The organism is Clostridium bowmanii (assembly GCF_018861315.1).
GTDB classification, from domain to species: Bacteria; Bacillota; Clostridia; order Clostridiales; family Clostridiaceae; genus Clostridium_AD; species Clostridium_AD bowmanii.
On the sequence record NZ_JAHLDL010000016.1, the window covers coordinates 23,133 to 40,416 of the forward strand.

The 17,284-nt window shown below is 29.7% G+C and carries 14 protein-coding genes; 1 reads left to right on the forward strand and 13 read right to left on the reverse strand.

Going from position 1 to position 17,284, the window contains the following annotated elements:
- Positions 1–26 precede the first annotated feature (26 nt).
- The 4 genes from KPL51_RS12135 to KPL51_RS12150 all read right to left on the reverse strand — a co-directional run bounded on the left by KPL51_RS12135 (position 27) and on the right by KPL51_RS12150 (position 5,751).
- Entirely contained in the window at positions 27–902 is an 876-nt protein-coding gene (locus KPL51_RS12135) for an Ig-like domain-containing protein (RefSeq protein WP_216161652.1), read from the reverse strand.
- An 812-nt stretch (positions 903–1,714) separates the two neighbouring features.
- The gene (locus KPL51_RS12140) at positions 1,715–3,031 is read right to left on the reverse strand and encodes an Ig-like domain-containing domain (RefSeq protein WP_216161655.1); all 1,317 of its coding nucleotides are present in this window, start codon (positions 3,029–3,031) and stop codon (positions 1,715–1,717) included.
- 59 nt (positions 3,032–3,090) lie between these two features.
- Positions 3,091–4,404 carry a hypothetical protein gene (locus tag KPL51_RS12145; RefSeq protein ID WP_216161658.1) on the reverse strand — a complete coding sequence of 438 codons (1,314 nt, stop codon included), beginning with the start codon at positions 4,402–4,404 and terminating at the stop codon, positions 3,091–3,093.
- A gap of 153 nt (positions 4,405–4,557) precedes the next feature.
- Positions 4,558–5,751 (reverse strand): DL-endopeptidase inhibitor IseA family protein, encoded by a 1,194-nt coding sequence (locus tag KPL51_RS12150; protein ID WP_216161838.1) that lies wholly within the window; start codon positions 5,749–5,751, stop codon positions 4,558–4,560.
- Positions 5,752–5,954: 203 nt separating this feature from the next.
- On the opposite strand from KPL51_RS12150, the gene KPL51_RS12155 reads away from it, so the two are divergent.
- Complete coding sequence (locus KPL51_RS12155; protein ID WP_216161661.1) at positions 5,955–6,473, forward strand: hypothetical protein; 519 nt, start codon at positions 5,955–5,957, stop codon at positions 6,471–6,473.
- A 1,100-nt stretch (positions 6,474–7,573) separates the two neighbouring features.
- On the opposite strand, the gene KPL51_RS12160 is transcribed toward KPL51_RS12155, so the two are convergent.
- The 9 genes from KPL51_RS12160 to KPL51_RS12200 form a co-directional block, all read right to left on the reverse strand.
- Positions 7,574–8,212: a hypothetical protein gene (locus tag KPL51_RS12160; protein ID WP_216161664.1), complete on the reverse strand. Its 639-nt coding sequence runs from the start codon at positions 8,210–8,212 to the stop codon at positions 7,574–7,576.
- Between the two features lie 383 nt (positions 8,213–8,595).
- Positions 8,596–8,778, reverse strand: a complete 183-nt coding sequence (locus KPL51_RS12165) for a hypothetical protein (RefSeq protein ID WP_216161667.1) — start codon at positions 8,776–8,778, stop codon at positions 8,596–8,598.
- A 276-nt stretch (positions 8,779–9,054) separates the two neighbouring features.
- On the reverse strand, positions 9,055–11,865 hold the full coding sequence (locus KPL51_RS12170) for a S8/S53 family peptidase (protein WP_216161670.1): 2,811 nt from the start codon (positions 11,863–11,865) through the stop codon (positions 9,055–9,057).
- Between the two features lie 729 nt (positions 11,866–12,594).
- Positions 12,595–13,812, reverse strand: a complete 1,218-nt coding sequence (locus KPL51_RS23515; RefSeq protein WP_224853505.1) for a transposase — start codon at positions 13,810–13,812, stop codon at positions 12,595–12,597.
- Positions 13,813–14,003: 191 nt separating this feature from the next.
- Positions 14,004–14,543 carry a JAB domain-containing protein gene (locus KPL51_RS12180; RefSeq protein ID WP_216161673.1) on the reverse strand — a complete coding sequence of 180 codons (540 nt, stop codon included), beginning with the start codon at positions 14,541–14,543 and terminating at the stop codon, positions 14,004–14,006.
- Positions 14,519–14,887: a hypothetical protein gene (locus KPL51_RS12185; RefSeq protein WP_216161675.1), complete on the reverse strand. Its 369-nt coding sequence runs from the start codon at positions 14,885–14,887 to the stop codon at positions 14,519–14,521. The genes KPL51_RS12180 and KPL51_RS12185 overlap by 25 nt, the downstream gene beginning before the upstream one ends.
- A gap of 127 nt (positions 14,888–15,014) precedes the next feature.
- Positions 15,015–15,161 (reverse strand): hypothetical protein, encoded by a 147-nt coding sequence (locus KPL51_RS12190; protein WP_216161678.1) that lies wholly within the window; start codon positions 15,159–15,161, stop codon positions 15,015–15,017.
- 189 nt (positions 15,162–15,350) lie between these two features.
- The gene (locus KPL51_RS12195) at positions 15,351–16,196 is read right to left on the reverse strand and encodes an Rpn family recombination-promoting nuclease/putative transposase (protein ID WP_216161681.1); all 846 of its coding nucleotides are present in this window, start codon (positions 16,194–16,196) and stop codon (positions 15,351–15,353) included.
- A 92-nt stretch (positions 16,197–16,288) separates the two neighbouring features.
- Positions 16,289–17,194: a tyrosine-type recombinase/integrase gene (locus KPL51_RS12200; protein WP_216161684.1), complete on the reverse strand. Its 906-nt coding sequence runs from the start codon at positions 17,192–17,194 to the stop codon at positions 16,289–16,291.
- Positions 17,195–17,284 lie beyond the last annotated feature (90 nt).

Here is a 17,284-nt window from a genome sequence, read left to right on the forward strand (position 1 = left end):
ATTCCCCCTCATTTGTATAAAATTTATTATTGCTGAACTGTATATTTCTTGAACCCAAGTAGCTTGTTTGAAGAATCGTATGCATTAAATGTTACAGTTGAACCCTTTGTAAGTAGTGTATTCAATTGGAAACTATCATTTCCGTTATAGTACATATCAACACCATTAAGAGACATTCTAGATACACTACTTTCTGCTTGGACATTTACTGAATATATACCCAAAAGTGAATAATATTCTAAGGAAATGTCTTTAACATATTCTACTGCTGTTACATTAACATTAATTGATGTTGTTATAGTTAATCCATTAATTCTGCCTGTTATTTTTTTTAATCCGGCAGTGCTTGTACTAACTGAGGCCCAAGTAACAGGTTCTTTTCCTATAGAACCATCTTTATATAAAACATCAACAGTGCTTGGAAGCACAGGTTGGTTATTTTGTAGTACAGAAACATCGTCACTAGCTAAAACTGTATCAATTACTAAGTTTTCAGTTACTGTATAGGTTTTTTTCGCAGGAACACTAAGGTATTCTCCTGTATCAGCAGATTTCACACCACTTGTTACTATAACTGAATATATCCCGCCCATTTTAAGTCTATTAACCGAATTCATAATTACAGTAGTATCATCTATAAAATTATAAGTACAACTAAGCTTTGCTCCTGTACTGTCTTGAATCAAATATAAAGTACCACTATTAATTGATGTCTTGTCATATTCACTCCAAAAGCTTATGCTCCATGAAATTTTACTAGTACTTATATTTTGATTTGGTAAAACCTGAGTATTATCAGCAGCATATACCATTGAAGTCATAAGCAACATAACTAATGGAATACCAACAGAAATTTTTTTTAAGACATTTCTCCAATTAAAATTAACAATACCGTTGAACAATTTACTTCCACCCCTTTTTAAATTTTTAGCTGAATATGTTTTTCAAATAAATTATATTTAAGTAGTAAGTTTTAATTTTTTTTATTCTTATAATTTATTTTTTAATATGTTATGCATTGTTAATATTATCGGTTAAAAATTATAATTCTTTATACCTTCGCTTATTACTCTTGTAAAATTTTATTCTTTAAGTAAGTAGTCAAACATTTATAACAATGTTAGCCACCCATTTAACTAGTGTAAGTTAGCACTCCAATACCAAATTGTATCTTAGTTGGCATGCTTAGGATCAATGGTATTCTAATAATATCACATACACCACCAGATAATCATAGCGAAATTAATCCAGTTAGGTTATCATCAAATCTAAAATAATGATAAGAAAGCATATTATGATGGTTATATTGGTAATAACTTATTAATCCTTTTTCTATTTGATAGACTTACTTCATGTATTTAACAACAATACTCATTGTATATTAACATCTTAAATGCCCCTTAATTTTTGAATATTAAAATAGACACCCTTTCGAGTGTCTTAAATTGTTATATTTAATTTATTACAGAGTATATTTCTAACATTTAATTTACTTAAAAATGTTAGTCACTATTGAGTAATAGATTACAAATCAAATCCAAAGTATCCTAATTGGTTAGGAAGTATTGAGCCACAGGCAATAGAATAAATATATAAGTACAATCAGTATTTCCTTCATGATCATAAATTTTTATTGTGTCATTATTAACTATATGAATTGTTGCAGCTATTGCAAACTTTGATAATTGAACATACAATTGCCCCTCTATATCTACTAATAAGCATTATGTGGTTGTATTTTTAGAAATTCATTTCCAGCGTTTTGTTCAAAAAATTTAGTTACATCAGAAATTGTATCTCTATTAATTGTATGTCCTATTCCCTTATATGTTACAAATTGTATGGGATAAGGAAGATTACTAAATATTTTTTGGCTTTTATTCCATCTATCTGGCAATTGATTTCTTCCTATTAAATTATATATAAGTTGTCTTTCTGCATCATCATATCCGTCGTGTCCTGAAACATCATCATTAGTATCTAATTCTCCCATATATATATATTGTTTTACTTTTTTATATGCATCAAGATTAATATCTCTTCCAAGTATTTCTTTAGCATCACCAAGTCCTACAGGGTATATTAACTTTTGACCTTCAAGTTCTTCTAAAGGTATAATAGGGTTTGAATTTATTCCTCCGGTAGCTACAGCTTGAACTAATTCCGGATGTAATAAAGCAAATCTATTAACGAATCTTGCTGAAGCTGAAAAACCTATCATTAATACTTTATCTTTTACAAAAGTTATGTTCTCTTTATTTATAACATTTTTAGCATCATTTATCATATTTATTAATTGATCATCTATTCTTATTTTTTCATTATCGTATCCCAATATTGTATCTCTATCCAATTCATGAGTATAAAGTTTCCAATTTTCATATCCATCTGAAGTCACTCCTCTTGGAAACACAGGCATTAAAATTATAGAATTTATTTGTTTATTTACACTAGCAGCTAAAGAACCTTCATTTAAAATTCTATCTTTGACAAAAGTATCTTGTTTCTCTACGTCTCCTACTCTTCCATCATTATTAGGTTCCACAATTATATTTATATCCTTAGATGTTACTAAATTATTAGGAATACTTAAATAATAAGGATAAGAAAATCCACTATCCTTTCTTGGATATACCTTTATAACTTTATCCCTTGAATTTTTAGTATAATCATATTCTATATTTGATGTAGTAAATTTCATAAAATATTTTTTACCATTACCTAATAATATCTTAAATTTGTATTCACCTTCTGCAAATGGTTTTACAGGTGTTACATAAGCCTTATCCGAATCATAACTTATATTGACAGCAACAAATTTATTGTTTTGCTCTATAACAATTGCATCAATATTCTCTTCAACTATATTCTTTGTAAATACAACAGTAAAAGTTTTATTTACAGCTACATTATCCATCCTTGCTAATTCTATCCATGGACTCAATGTATCCGCTTTAGCTATATATACTGAATTCAAACTTAATAAACAACACAATATAAATGATAATATTTTTGGCATTATTTTTCGCATAACTAATCCCCCTGTTATTTTATTTTTCTTAACTATCCTAATCAAATATTCATTGACCTTTACTCTCCAACTGGAGGCATTAATTTAAATGTATCTAATGTTGCTTGTTTCTTAAGTGTAAGGCTTATTTGTGAACGCTTTCCTGTGTAAGTCATAGCAGTAATTACTAATGGAATATCAGTCGATATTATATCTGCGTGAGCTCTTACCACAATTACCGCTTTTGTTGAATCTGATGGATCCTGCTTAAGTTGAGCTGTTACATATGGGATTGATGTATACAAATAATCAACATTATGTAATATCAAACCTTTCTTAATAAGAGTGTAGTTTGTTGTAGGGTTACCGCTTATATCTGTAGCTGTAAAAGGAAGATAGAATATATCTGTAGTATCTCCTGCTGTTAAATCTTTACCATCAGTATTTGTTAATGCTGTACCCAATGCTATATCACTTAATGTACCTAATTGTACAGTTAATATAGCATTTGTGGAAACTGCAGTGCTTTCATCATAGGCCGTAATTACTACTCCTGAAGTAATTTCCATAAGATTCAAACCATCAGCTGGTGCTATCATAATTAATCCTTTTATTGCTGCTATAGAGCCTACATTCGTTTGAAAGTCTATGTTATTAGCCAAATGTGAACTTGTTATATCATTCCCATATTGATCTAATACAATATAAGTTGCATATCCATTCTGAGCTATAACACCTCCATATGTATTTTGATTACTACTAATCCCTAATTTTGTTGAAGTAATATCAATTTTCGCAACTGCTTGTTGCATTATTACCACCATACTTGTCCCTAAATCTATACTATCATTTTTTACATTCACAGAATAATTATCAGGAGTTAGGCCGTAAGGGCATGTTAATGTAGCTTCAGTATTAGATGAATTCCAGGTAATACTTGTTGTAACAGCTGTTCCAGCTGTTTCTTTCAATACAAATTCTACTTTGCTTATATCTACTGGCGAATTGTTAAATACCACTTTAAAGCTATTAGCAGCCGTAGCTTTTACTGATAAAACCATTACCTCCGATACTGATACTTCTGGAGTAAGTATTGTTGTTATTTTTGACTGTACTGCTTCAATCGTTGCATCAGGATTACTATTAAATTTCTCATTTACCTTTGATGCATCATATACTTTATTTGCTACTTCATAGCCATATGTGTCCATGTGCCTTATCATATTAAAAATTACTGATTTATTATGAAGTAATACGTTGCTTATTCCACCTATGTTGATTCCATCTTTCCATAAGTCCCCATCTTTTGCATAAGCTACCTCACTTACAGAAGATGCAAGTATTACAATCACTGCCAGCTTTGAAAACCCAATTATTAATTTTTTATTCACCATTTGTATTTAGTCCCCCTTATATCTCTTGAGTTTATTGGAATCATATAATAAATAATTATAATTCAATGATACCATAATATGTAATAACTTAAATATAAGTATTAAATTATTTTTTACACCATATTAATTGCTTGTTTTTAGATAGCAATTAGCTTAAAGCCCCCCTTCTTCATTATGCATTAATACCCACTTACCATTTTCAAATATAATTGTATGATTGAATTTGTATATATTGCCATCTTCATTTGCTTCAATAATTAAATTTTTCTTGTTTCCGTTATTAACAATATTAATTACATTTCCATGGGAGTAATCTGGATTTGACCCATCTCCTATAGGAGCACAATAAACACCCTCAATAGATTTAATGCGATACATATTTATAAATAAATCAGTATGAGATTCTTCCCAAAACTTCTCTAAATAATCTTTGACTTTTTCATAACTATTAAATTCTTGTTTTAACTCAGTATATCCTCTACCGTTAGTTGTTTCAAATTGACGTCCTTCTTGTTTACAATGCAAAATATCGCTATCTGCCTTATATGCATTTGCTATTAAAATTAATATATCTTCATTACTTATTGGTGTATAATTCAAAGTTTTCTGACTTGAATCATTTTCACTTCCAGTAGACTCTGCATCTGAATTAACATTAGCTGATGGAGTCCATACAGATTCTTCTACCGGAAAAATTTCTTCCACATTTTCAACACTTTCGGTTGTAGTTTGTTGTTTATTAATTTCTTTTTTTGAATCATTAATATTATAATTCCCTTTTGTAAGTATCGATTTATTACCATCAAGATTTAGTACTAACGTATTGTCATCTTGAAAATAAAACTTATGTCTCAGTTCTGTTCTCCCTTCTGTCTTTTCACCATCTACAACTAAAGGGTAAATGCTTAATGTATCAGAATCAACTATTAGATATATTCCACTCATGCTTCTTTGTGAATCCGGGTAAACCATTTTAAACTTTTCTTTTTCAAAATCTATATATGCAATAGACCCATCTTCCGCTGTACCCACCCAACTACCTACTATACTATTTTCTGCTGATTCAGCCGCCATCTCCGTAGGCAATACCTCTGACATAAAATTTTTAAAATCATCTGGAATAACAGTGTTCCAAATCATAAATACTCCAAAGAAAAGTAACACTACTACTATAGTTACTCTTAGTAACTTATTACTTCTTTTTTTTGTTTTTTCTGGAGATTTAAAACTATTTACTTCATTTAATAGTTGCGAAGTTTTTTCCCTGTATTTATGCTTATTCCCGCATTCTGGGCAGAATATATCACCATCATCTAATTTATGTTCACATTTACTACAACGGTACATATATAATTCCTCCCCTTTAATTTAGAGCTCTCACGGAAACCCTTCAGAGCCCATGAGAGCTCAATTTTAGTATTATTAATTTTTGTTGATTCCCCCATTTTTTTTGCATAAAAGAGTTTACATATATGTAAAATTTTAAAAAATTCCTCCTAAAGACATGTTTTAATAGGTGGATTATTTTATGCTTAAAAATTGGAGCTCTCATGCTGATTATCAGCAATTTATTATTTCAAATCTCTCACGTTTTGTATAAATCTTTTCCTAAAAAAGAAATACAATTTGAACCTTCTATATCCAAGTTGTATTGTTTAGACTTAGATATTCTTGGAGAGATATTAAAACATTATTATTCTAATATTGGTAGCCCTGCAACTCTTCAACCTGAAATATTTCGTTCATTTTCTTTAATGCTTTTCCAAGAGGAAAGAAGCATTACCAACTGGGTTAAAAAGATTCATGCCAGTGAGTTATTTACAAACTATATAGGCTGCACTAAAAATAATGTCCCATCACTTGGTGCACATTATAATTTTATCTCTAGATTATGGCTCTCAAATTTGTCTACCGACAGGGCCAAAGTAAAAAAAATATATTATTATAAGAAGAAGCCCTCTAAAATTAAGGCACCTGGGAAAAATAAAAAACTTCCTAATAAAAAACCGGGTGTTGTTAAGGCATTCATTCTTTACGAATACATGGCAAAAAACATTATTCATTTATGACTATGATTGCTGGAATTTATGTTCATCTAGATGCAAGGCTTAAAGTTTCAGGTTTTAGTATTTTAAACCTATTAGTGTAGCTATTTAACAATTAAATGTTTTTTTTGAAAATTCTTGCACTGTGCGCTTGTTTGCTATACCTATTTTTATTACAAACCGATCTCTGAGCATAAAATTTATAGTTCTATAATGAATCTATAAAAAACCAAGTTTTAAATATTAGTTTCCGTGACTACTATACTCTTTCCTTTTCACGTTCCATTTTATAGATCGGATCAGACACATAATCGGCTTTCATATTATTCCCGATAAATTTACCGTTCCTAAACATAGGCTCATAGTCCTTTGGATCATAGAACCGTAACTCTCCCCCACAATATATACACTTAATTGCAAAATTTGGATTTTTCTTAGAACATCTTACACAATACATATTTTTATATATTATTTGTATTTGTATATATTGTTTGTATTTGTATATATAATAAATAAATGTATATTCTGAATTTTATTAAGCACATAGATATAAAACAACTTAATATGGTTGAAGTTTTTTTATATCTAATTACTAATCATTTTAGAAAGTATTGGCTAAAATGTTATTTATTGTTGACCTTATTGCTATTATCGTCGAAAAAACTATATTCTTGATAGCTAGTATTTATAAAGTATGTAAACTTGTATCATTACCTGCCCAGTACTATAAATTGGATTTCATCTTTTATCCCTTAGTTTATTAATGCCTTTTTCTATTTTATAAACTTCTTTCATGTATTTAACCAGCTTGTCCAAGTATTTTTTACCCATTTTATACTTCGTTTTCCTATAATTATCTTATTAAAACAAGTTACATTTCAAACCTTTTAGCGGAATTTGCGACTGTTCTTAAAAGCCGTTAAAACTGTTGATTTATATTGGCTAGTGTATTATTGGAACGAAGCTACTGCGCTTACACTCATTTTCAGCCATAATTACACCTCCCTAACCCTTATTTTTTTCATTAAAAAAGGGCACCTTTTGAGTGCCTTAAGTTGTGTTATTTAATTTAGTACATTTTTCATTAAGTTAATAGGATTTACACTATAAATCTTTAATCCTACTTATTGAGCAGCTGGTATAACAATTGAAATTGTTTTAACTTGATCACCTAAAGTAATTGATATATCTACATTTTGTGCTACATTCTTAGTTTGAATTTTTGGATAAGGTAATTTTGCTGTATATGTTGATTGATTATAATCAATATCAGTATGTCCATTATCATCGAACAACATGTTAAATACTATTCCATCAACAAGTACTTTAGGACTAAATGTTCCTGTTCCTAATTCTTTATTGAATACCACAGTAACTACAAGTCCATTCTCACCATTGGTAGCACTAACTGACTGAACAACTACACCCGAGGCTACAGGAACATCACAAATTGCTGTAAGGTTCGTTGTTATTTTTGATTTTATTGCTTCTATTGTTGCATTAGGATTACTATTAAATTGCTCATTTACCTTTGATGCATCGTAAATTTTATTCTCTACCTCATATCCGTATGTGTCCATGTACCTTATCATATTAAAAATGGATGATTTATTATGAAGCAATACATTACCTATTCCGCCTAGGTTTACATCATCTTTCCACAAATCACCATCTTGTGCATAAGCAACTCCACTAACAGAAGATGCAAGTATTGCAACCATTGCGAACTTAGAAAATGCCATTATTAATTTTTTATTTACCATTTGCATTTAGCCCCCTACATACTTTAAGTTTATTAGGATGATATATTATATGATTCTAATTTAATAATACCATAATATATCATAAACTCAAAGATAAGGATATTAATAGTCTTTATCTTTTCCTATTGTCTAGTAACATCTATATAAATTTTAATTATTTACTTTAGTAAAAAGGGCAAGAACAAAGACTATTTCAAGTCGATATTCATTACCCTTTAAAATTATACTGTTGCTTGTTTTGTTGTGTAGCTAAAATAGCTACACATAAATAGACTTTCCCCCTCCCCATTAACCAAAATCATCCTTGCACTAATTATCTTATATAGTACCTTTAAAGTAATTTCAAAAGATGTTTTAATTAGTAAAACTTGTAAAGTTTTTTATCATTTTTCTTCTTTGTGAATTTTATAAACCTTAATGCCTCTTTTTAATGTATCCCTAATTGTGTCTATAAATGGAAAACTTGTCTTTTTTGGTACAAGTCTTTTAAAATCATTACTATTAAATCTATTATTTAATTCGTTGAAACTTTGAATTCTTATCATGAACCCAAAAAGTACCGGCAATATTACCTGCGCGGTACTATAAATTGAATTTCTTCTTTTATCTCTTAACTTATTAATCCCCCTCTTCTTATATTTTATAAACTTCTTTCATATATTTTACTAGTTTTTATAAATACTTTATCCCCATTTTATGACTTTGTTTAATATTGGAGCTAAAGTGCTGGTCATTCAATGCTGTATTTTCACATACATATAAGCTCGTTAGTTCATCCTGAATACAAGATAAATCTTCTAATTTTGTATTCCTACCTACGTCTAACATTTTTAGGATATTTGTCAGCATAGGATAGAATCACTATCATTAACAACTTTATTGTTATTACTTGAGGAAGTTAATAATGGTTTTAGTTGTGATGTATTGAAATCAATAAAATTAAAATTATCATCAAATCCAAATCGCATTCCTATATAGTCTACTGATAGTACCTTACTAAATTCTTCCATGCTTATATTGAACTTGGTGGAATTAGTGCCTTTTTTTATGCCACTATTTAAAATTTTCATAATTTTATCACCGTTTGGTGGATTAAAAAAGCTATAATCACAATCCCCTGAACTTTCATAATCCAAGGTAAATTCTATAGTATTTCCAACTCTTTCTGCTTTAAAGTAATTCACTTTAAAACCACCACCTGAATAATTACTGCTGAACTTTATGTTTCCATCAAATGCAGTTTGATTATCAGAATCACCTGAGCCATCCATTTTAGGATTAAAATCACTTTTACCCGAGTAATCCCAGTATTCAATTAATCCAAAATAATGATAAGATAGTACATTATGTAAATTAAACTGATAATTTCCGTCATTCAACATGTCCGTATTTTTAAGTATTTCTTGCACATATGCTTGCTTTCCTGAATTAAAACTTTCACTTCGAGTCTTACCTAAAGCCCTATTATACAAATACTTAAGATAAAAATAGTAAAAATTATTCTTTTTCATATTTTCTAAAGAAACATCATTATGCACCCCGTTATTAGAAATTACAGAAGATGCCGCCATAGCACTTATACATTTACCATTAGCTATAGCTTCATGCACCAAGTTTTTCCCATCTAAATTATATCCATTTAAGCATGTCCATAAATCTAGATTATAATAATTTTCTGACAGTACATTATTTATATTGTCTTTATTCATAAAAGAAATTCTTTTCTCTGAACTACTATCCTTTGATGTATATATACATTGATCAATATTATTCTCCTGACCATGGGTATTTATTATGAATGCTTTTATTCCATCTTTATTTTCCTTTGCTATATTTTCTTTTGTGAAATCGCCAATAACCTCTGTATTCACTGGATATGTTCCCTGTTTATTCCCATAGAGTTTATAATCACTGCTACTTAATATGTTAAACTCTTTATCCATTCTTTCTTTTAGAAAATATCCCAAATCATCACTATGATTACTACTTGCAAATATTGAATTTGAAAAATTCACAAAATTTCCAAAAGGTTTATCCTTAACTGAGGCAACATATTCACTATTTTTATTTATAAAAGGTGCAATCTCACCTTTTATAAGTGGTAGCCTTGAAACTGTCCATTCTGGCATGAAGCTTATATTTAATTTTTCACTAAAAGCTTTGTATATGCTAAAATCATTTTTCAAACTATTGCTATCATTCTTAAAATTAGAATAAAAGAAATCTGATTTAAAGTTTCCACTGTCATCTACTGAATCCTTCATTTGGATTTTAAAATGAACATCAAAAGCTGGAACATCATTGGAGGTTCCAAAAATCTGTATGCCTTTTAATGTACCATTTTTACTTTTAGAATCATTTTTTAACATTTCATATATATCTGGTGCTGAAGTGTACCCAGATACATCTTTTAATATACTAGTAGTTCCATCATTAAACTTATTTGTATATTCAGTAATTGATTTTAAGTCTTGTTCTGATATTCTATTTTTATTATATAAAAAATATCTATAATCTTTATCTAAACTTACATCGTTAGGATTTGCACAATTTTGTTTTACCAAATTTAAAAACCCTTCTGGGTTAATCATATCTTCATTTAAATACTTATTAGAGCCCTCATGAAGAAACTGTAAGGCTTCTTTTTCTGTAAGGTTAGAATTTATTTGAAGTCCCATTGTAATTACTCCTGTTATATAAGGAACTCCCCAACTAAATCCCCCATTACCCCAATAAATATAATGATTAGGTTCACTTTTATACCCTGCAGCTGTTGTTCTAAAATCTGCTGGAACTATTAGCCGTCCTTTAAACATATCTGATTGCCATTGTTTTTCCCAATTACTTATTTGATAATTTTTATAATCATCTCTATCTTGAAATCCGCCTATTCCACAAGTAGCCATATCCATAGAAACATCAATAACTATAATTCCACTTTTACGCGCAGCCTCCTCAGCAACTCTTAAATGTTTTGCATATTCTACATTTAAACTTTCATCAATACCATGAGACATACCTACAATTTTAATCTTTTTATTTCCATATAATGTCTTGTTTAATTCAATTATTTTCTCAAAAGCTCTTGCTTCAAACTCATTATCATCTTCATTGCCATCATGTCCAAAAAAATAAACCTCAGCATTTGGAACAAGACCTATTTCCTTTCCTGAAAGCAAACTTAAAACAGCAGGTCCATGCATTGATGGTTGAATTCTATCAGTTTGAATATCATAATTGTGTAGATTAACATTTTTATAAGCCTCATGATTAAGTAATAAATGTTGGTCTATATATGCAATAGCAACTCCATTACCTAAATAACCTTGCTGCTGTAATTTCCTTATACCTAGTCCTGGATTTTTACCTGCTTCTAATAGTTTTAATGGTTCAAATTTTTGTGGCATTTTATCTTTACCAGGCCATTTTGTATAAGTGTCAAAATCAAGTTTATACAATAATTCAACTTGATCTTTTAAATTTAATTCAGATAAATCTTTTCCTCTTATATCATCATATGGCTTTAGTTCATTAATATTAGAAACTTTTACTAAATCCTGTGCCAATGCTTCCTTTTGACAAATACCTAAAGGCAATATTATAAAACACATTAAATATACAATAACCATACTTAAAATTCGCTTAATTTTCATCCAACAGTTTCCCCACCATATTTTTCGAAAAATATTTTTAGATGACTTTCGTGAATAGTACTATCTTTTTAATCTAATTAAATTTATTATCACAATTGGCAGGATGTTATAATTGGATTTAGTGTCAAGTACTTTTAATTTTAAAAGTTGCTTGATTTTGATTTAGATTTATCCTTGTTACATCTATCTTAGTCACATTAACAATGGAACCATCAGTATAACCTCGACAGCTGTTTTAATAATAATTACTGACACAACTGCTGATAATGGAGTTACTATGTCAACTGTGCTTGCGGTAGCAACAGCTTAATTGCTACTTCTCCAATTCGCTACCTTATTCGCAGCATTTTTATTTTACATTTTATCCTCAAATTATTATCCCCTTAAATTATTCAATCAATTAAATAAATTTATATAATATTCATTTGTTTACATTTTATATCATTTTATACAAAACTTCAATATGATATTCAGTCAAATAGAAAAAAGATAGAGTGTCAAAATTATGTACTCTATCTTCATAATCTTATTCTATTTTTTGGCTTTATTTTAATTTAACTATTTAATAGCATGCATTTTAGCTCCATAAATTTATCCTATTCTATTTCAGCTATTATTCCACTAATTCACTTTATTGCTGTAAAAATCACCCTTGTTCCTTATAAATAAATAGACTTTCCCCCTCCCCATTAACCGATATCACCCTAACCTATTCTATTGTTATATCTATTATGTAGTATTAAAAATACACTCTTTATTTTCTTTTAATAAATAGAGCTCTTTAATTATAAGCCTGATTAATTCCTTCTGCGATTTCACAGCACTTTTCAGTCTTCTATTTATAAATAATTGCATTAGATTTGAAGCTATTATCATTAAATATAATATGGCTTCTATTGCATTTATATTATGAACAAAACATCTATCTAAAGCACAATGGGTTTTTAAATTATTGAAAACACTATTTTCTATATCCCATCTTGCGCTAATTATCTTATACAATACCTTTAAAGGAATTTCAAAGGATGTTGTTATCAGTAAAATTTGCGAATATTTTTTATCATTTTTCTTCTTTGTAAATTTTATAAATCTTAATGGCTCGTCCACATTATTCATGTGGAGACTTTTTTCATATACTTTAACTTCTAATTTTTTATCTTCATCATACCAATTTTCAGTTATCTCCTCTTTATTGATTTCACTTTTTATTTCCTTTATACTATTTATATTGTTTTTCTTAACTTGAACTACCGGAGTTACTTTGCATTTATTACAATGATTTATCCATATTGAATTACATGCCAGGGCATCATATACAACAATATCAATTAGATTTTTATGTTCACTAGTAACCTTCTCAAGTAGCCTCTTTGCTACAGTTAGCTCGCCTTCATCCTTTTTCGGGCTATCAATCCCTGCCTTGTATAATTCAAAATCTAATACCATTCTTGGTTTTTTCCCAACTGTAGAAATGAAAACTGCACTATGTGAGTAATGTGTGTTTTTACCTTTCACTGTAACTAAACATTCCTTACAACTTTTTTTATTACTTCCGAATATTTTAGTTCCATCTATAGCGGCCACACTGTAACCATCTATAGTTCCCTTTCTAAATACTTTATTTTCCACAGATTTTTTTATTATTCCTACATTAATATCATCTATTCCTTTTACATTTATAACCTTCAATGTATCCCTAATTGTATCTATAAATGGAAACTTTGTCTTTCTTGATACAAGTCTTTTAAAATCATTACTCTTAATTCTATTATTTAATTCATTGAAACTTTGAATTCTTATCATGAACCCAAAAAGTACCGGCAATATTACCTGCCCGGTATCATAGATTGGATTTCTTCTTTTATCACTTAACTTACTAATCCCCTTCTCTATTTTATAAACATCCTTCATATATTTAACCAGCTTGTCCAAGTATCTTTTACCCATTTTATACCTCATTTCCCTATAATTATTTTATTAGGAAATGAACTATATTTCAAGTGTTTTACCGGAATTTACTACTACTTTCAAAAACTGTTTAACCTGTTGAATTTTATGGATTCATTTAATAGTGAAGCGAAACTGCTGCTAGTTATGTACCTATTACTTTTATCAAACATCTTAAGCATCTCCCTTTCCTACAATATCCCTTTTTCTTTTAGGCTACAGTACTTTCCATCTGACCCAATAATAATAATAATAATAATATGATCTATAAGGCTTATCCCAATTATTTCGCCAGCTTCCTTTAGTCTCTTAGTAATACTAATATCTTCTGAGGAAGGATTTGTATCTCCTGAGGGATGATTATGAAATAATATTATGCTAGCTGCATTGGATAATATTGCCACTTTATAGGTTTCTCTTGGGTGGACAATTGAAGCATTTAATGACCCAATACTTATCGTACTTATTGAAAGTGGCTGATTCTTAGTATCAAGGCAACATACTATGAGTTGCTCCCTATCTAAGTCTTCTAAGAATCTTCTACCAAGCTCTGCTCCTTCAGAAGGGCTACTAATTTTTCTAACGTCATAGAGGATACTGCCCTCCCTTACCATCTTAATTGATACAATATTTATTCTTTTAGCAGGTGTTTTCTTATCTTCATTTTCACACACCTTCATGACCATTTGATCTCCTACTTTTTTTCCTATGCAATAGATTGATTTAGCCATGAAGCTCTCCCCCTTTTTATGTGTGGTATTATTACATTTTCTATTAGATTCTCTACTATTATTTCTACTGTATCCCACGCATGGCTGCTAATATACCACATATCTTTACCCTCAAACTCAAAGGTTAGTTCATATTTACCATCACTTGTTTCCAACGCATCAACATAGTTATCTTCAATTAGTACCTCTTCTAGTACAGTCTTGTAGAAGTCGCTTATATCACACCCTACAACTGAGTTTACTGTATACTCCATTAGGTTCTCTATACCGAATTCTTCTATAGCTTTCTTAATTCTTCTCTCAAGATATTCAATGTCCATTCTCGTTAGTGAGCTTTTTATCATTGTTCTCATTCCTTTCAATATTGGTTTTAGGCATAATAATAGCACTTAACCATATTGCTGTAAGGTTAAGTGCCTATATGTTTCCAATCTATTTTATGGTCTTGATTTTTCTCATTTTACTTTCCACTTACATCCATAGAGTTCTTGCTATCCATTTTCTAAATACTACACCTACTATTGCACCAAATATTATTCCTGAACCAATGCTTGTACTTGTCATTACTGCTGCTATTGCTCCCACTACAGCACCACCTACTGCCCACTTTACTAACATATATAATTCCTCCTTCTTATGTTCCTATGTGATCCTAGGGTATTATTCATCATGTATGAATGTACCTTTCTAAGATTATAATATATACTTATTATTACACTTAAACCATTAAATATATTGTAATAGCTTGAAAAATCCCCTACATCTTTTATTGATGTAAGGGATTCGGTATTTATACTATTCTTTATTCTATTGCAATATCTTCTTTTTTATTTCATTTACTTTTTGTATTGTAAGTTCAGACCCCTTTGCAACTTGTTCAACTGACAATCCCATGTTCAAGAGATTTTTTGCTATCTTTATTGCTGTTTCATCCTGAGCAGAACTTATCATGTTAGCCCTCTCATGAAGTGATCTTTCTCTTGCTTTGTATAGTTCTAATGTCTTTGGATCACTACTTAGATATTCAATTTTTTCTTCTGCTTTTTTAATATCAATGTCCATGTCCATCAACTCTTCCAACTCCTCTTTACTTATATCTTCTCTAAAGAAGGATAGCCACCTTTGCAGCTTATCTTCTTTTAGATTCTTATTTTCTAACTTTCTAAATTTTGCCATCTCTATAAAGTGAATCTCAACTACGTCTGTTAGCATGTAGTCTTTGACCTCATCTTCCCATAGATGAAATGTTGTATGAAACTTCTCAGGGATTTTAATATATTCAAAATCTACTATATTTATAGTAATGACCTTAGGTAGATTCTTATAATCTTCTCCCTTTTTTATTCCTTCTGAGAACATTTCTCCCCAGTACCACATTGTTCTTTTATCCATGTTATGCTGGTTTGTTAGCTGCACTTCTATCTCAAGCTGTGTACCATCTGCTGTTTTAGCCCTTACATCTATTATACCTGTTTTATCTTCAATTAATTCTGGTGTCAATTCTTTATTTTCAACTATTTCTAATGTAACTAACTTACCTCTATCTTCTTTACTTAGAATAGCATTAAGCAGTGCTATTAGATTATCTTTTGTTTCTTCCTCACCGAAGGTTTTCTTAAATATGAAATCATTTAGAGGTTTTAATCTCTCCATGTAACCATCTCCTTCCTTATCTCTATTTTATCAGAAAATTTAACTTTATTCTACACTATTTTACCCTTATTTATTGAAACTATAGACGTACATTAGAGAAGGTCTACTGCCTCTTTTTTGTCCTTTTGGCTTGTATTAATATAAAAGTTTGCCGTAGTCTGAATGGAAGCATGTCCTGCCAGTTTTGCCACTGTCGTCAGCTCCACCTTTTTGCGAAGGAGATTTGTACAGAAGGTATGCCTGAACAAATGAGGGTACATTTTTAGTCCTAGACTCATTCCTAGCTTGTTTAGGAGTTTATTGACAGCATCTCTATCCATCCTTGCTGCCCTGTTTGTTAGAATTAGAAATTCACTTTCTGCAAACTTATTGCTTCTTCTTTCTCCCTCTAGGTATTCCTTTATCGCCTCTATTACTTCTCCCTTTAGAGGAATTTCTCGTCTCTTAGATCCTTTACCACAAGAAATAGTTAGATTCATAGCTAGGAGATCTATATCCTTTAACTTTATATTTACTAGTTCTGATACTCTCAGACCAGTATAGAGTAAAAGTACTATTATTAGTCTAAGCCTTGATGTTGCTCCTTCTGAATGAATAAAGAATAGTAGCTCTTCAACTTCAACATCTGTAAATACTTCAACTTCTTTTTCACTCCCAGCAGCTAGTTTTAGCTTATCTTTTTTTAGATTCACTACTTGCTCAGTTAGATACTTTTCATCTATTAGGAATTGATTAAAGGATTGTAGGCTATTAATTTTCTTGTTGATAGTGTTTATCTCATAGTTATTTTGCACTAGGAAGTTTTTATAGGCTGTACAATGAAATCTGGTTAGTTTACCTGTGAAAATGTTCCCCTTAGATTCTAACCAATCAATAAAGCCCCTAATGTCTCCCGTATAGCTTTCTATAGATTTAGATGCTAGTCCATCTTCAACTAATGCTTTATTGAAACTAGCCACTAATTTTAGAGATACTTTTTCAATACTATTATCATTCATGGCTATTCCTCCATAAAATATCTAGTGTACTTGCTTGTACACTGATTGATTTTACTTGTTTTATACATAGACTACATATAACCTATGTAG

What these genes read in the sequence shown, in the direction of transcription:
- KPL51_RS12140 (WP_216161655.1), bottom strand. Translation starts at nt 3,031, where the DNA reads ATGCGAAAAATAATGCCAAAAATATTATCATTTATATTGTGTTGTTTA.
- KPL51_RS12145 (WP_216161658.1), bottom strand. Translation starts at nt 4,404, where the DNA reads ATGGTGAATAAAAAATTAATAATTGGGTTTTCAAAGCTGGCAGTGATT.
- KPL51_RS12150 (WP_216161838.1), bottom strand. Translation starts at nt 5,751, where the DNA reads ATGTACCGTTGTAGTAAATGTGAACATAAATTAGATGATGGTGATATA.
- KPL51_RS12155 (WP_216161661.1), top strand. Translation starts at nt 5,955, where the DNA reads ATGCTGATTATCAGCAATTTATTATTTCAAATCTCTCACGTTTTGTAT.
- KPL51_RS12160 (WP_216161664.1), bottom strand. Translation starts at nt 8,212, where the DNA reads ATGGTAAATAAAAAATTAATAATGGCATTTTCTAAGTTCGCAATGGTT.
- KPL51_RS12170 (WP_216161670.1), bottom strand. Translation starts at nt 11,865, where the DNA reads ATGAAAATTAAGCGAATTTTAAGTATGGTTATTGTATATTTAATGTGT.
- KPL51_RS23515 (WP_224853505.1), bottom strand. Translation starts at nt 13,812, where the DNA reads ATGGGTAAAAGATACTTGGACAAGCTGGTTAAATATATGAAGGATGTT.
- KPL51_RS12180 (WP_216161673.1), bottom strand. Translation starts at nt 14,543, where the DNA reads ATGGCTAAATCAATCTATTGCATAGGAAAAAAAGTAGGAGATCAAATG.
- KPL51_RS12185 (WP_216161675.1), bottom strand. Translation starts at nt 14,887, where the DNA reads ATGATAAAAAGCTCACTAACGAGAATGGACATTGAATATCTTGAGAGA.
- KPL51_RS12190 (WP_216161678.1), bottom strand. Translation starts at nt 15,161, where the DNA reads ATGTTAGTAAAGTGGGCAGTAGGTGGTGCTGTAGTGGGAGCAATAGCA.
- KPL51_RS12195 (WP_216161681.1), bottom strand. Translation starts at nt 16,196, where the DNA reads ATGGAGAGATTAAAACCTCTAAATGATTTCATATTTAAGAAAACCTTC.
- KPL51_RS12200 (WP_216161684.1), bottom strand. Translation starts at nt 17,194, where the DNA reads ATGAATGATAATAGTATTGAAAAAGTATCTCTAAAATTAGTGGCTAGT.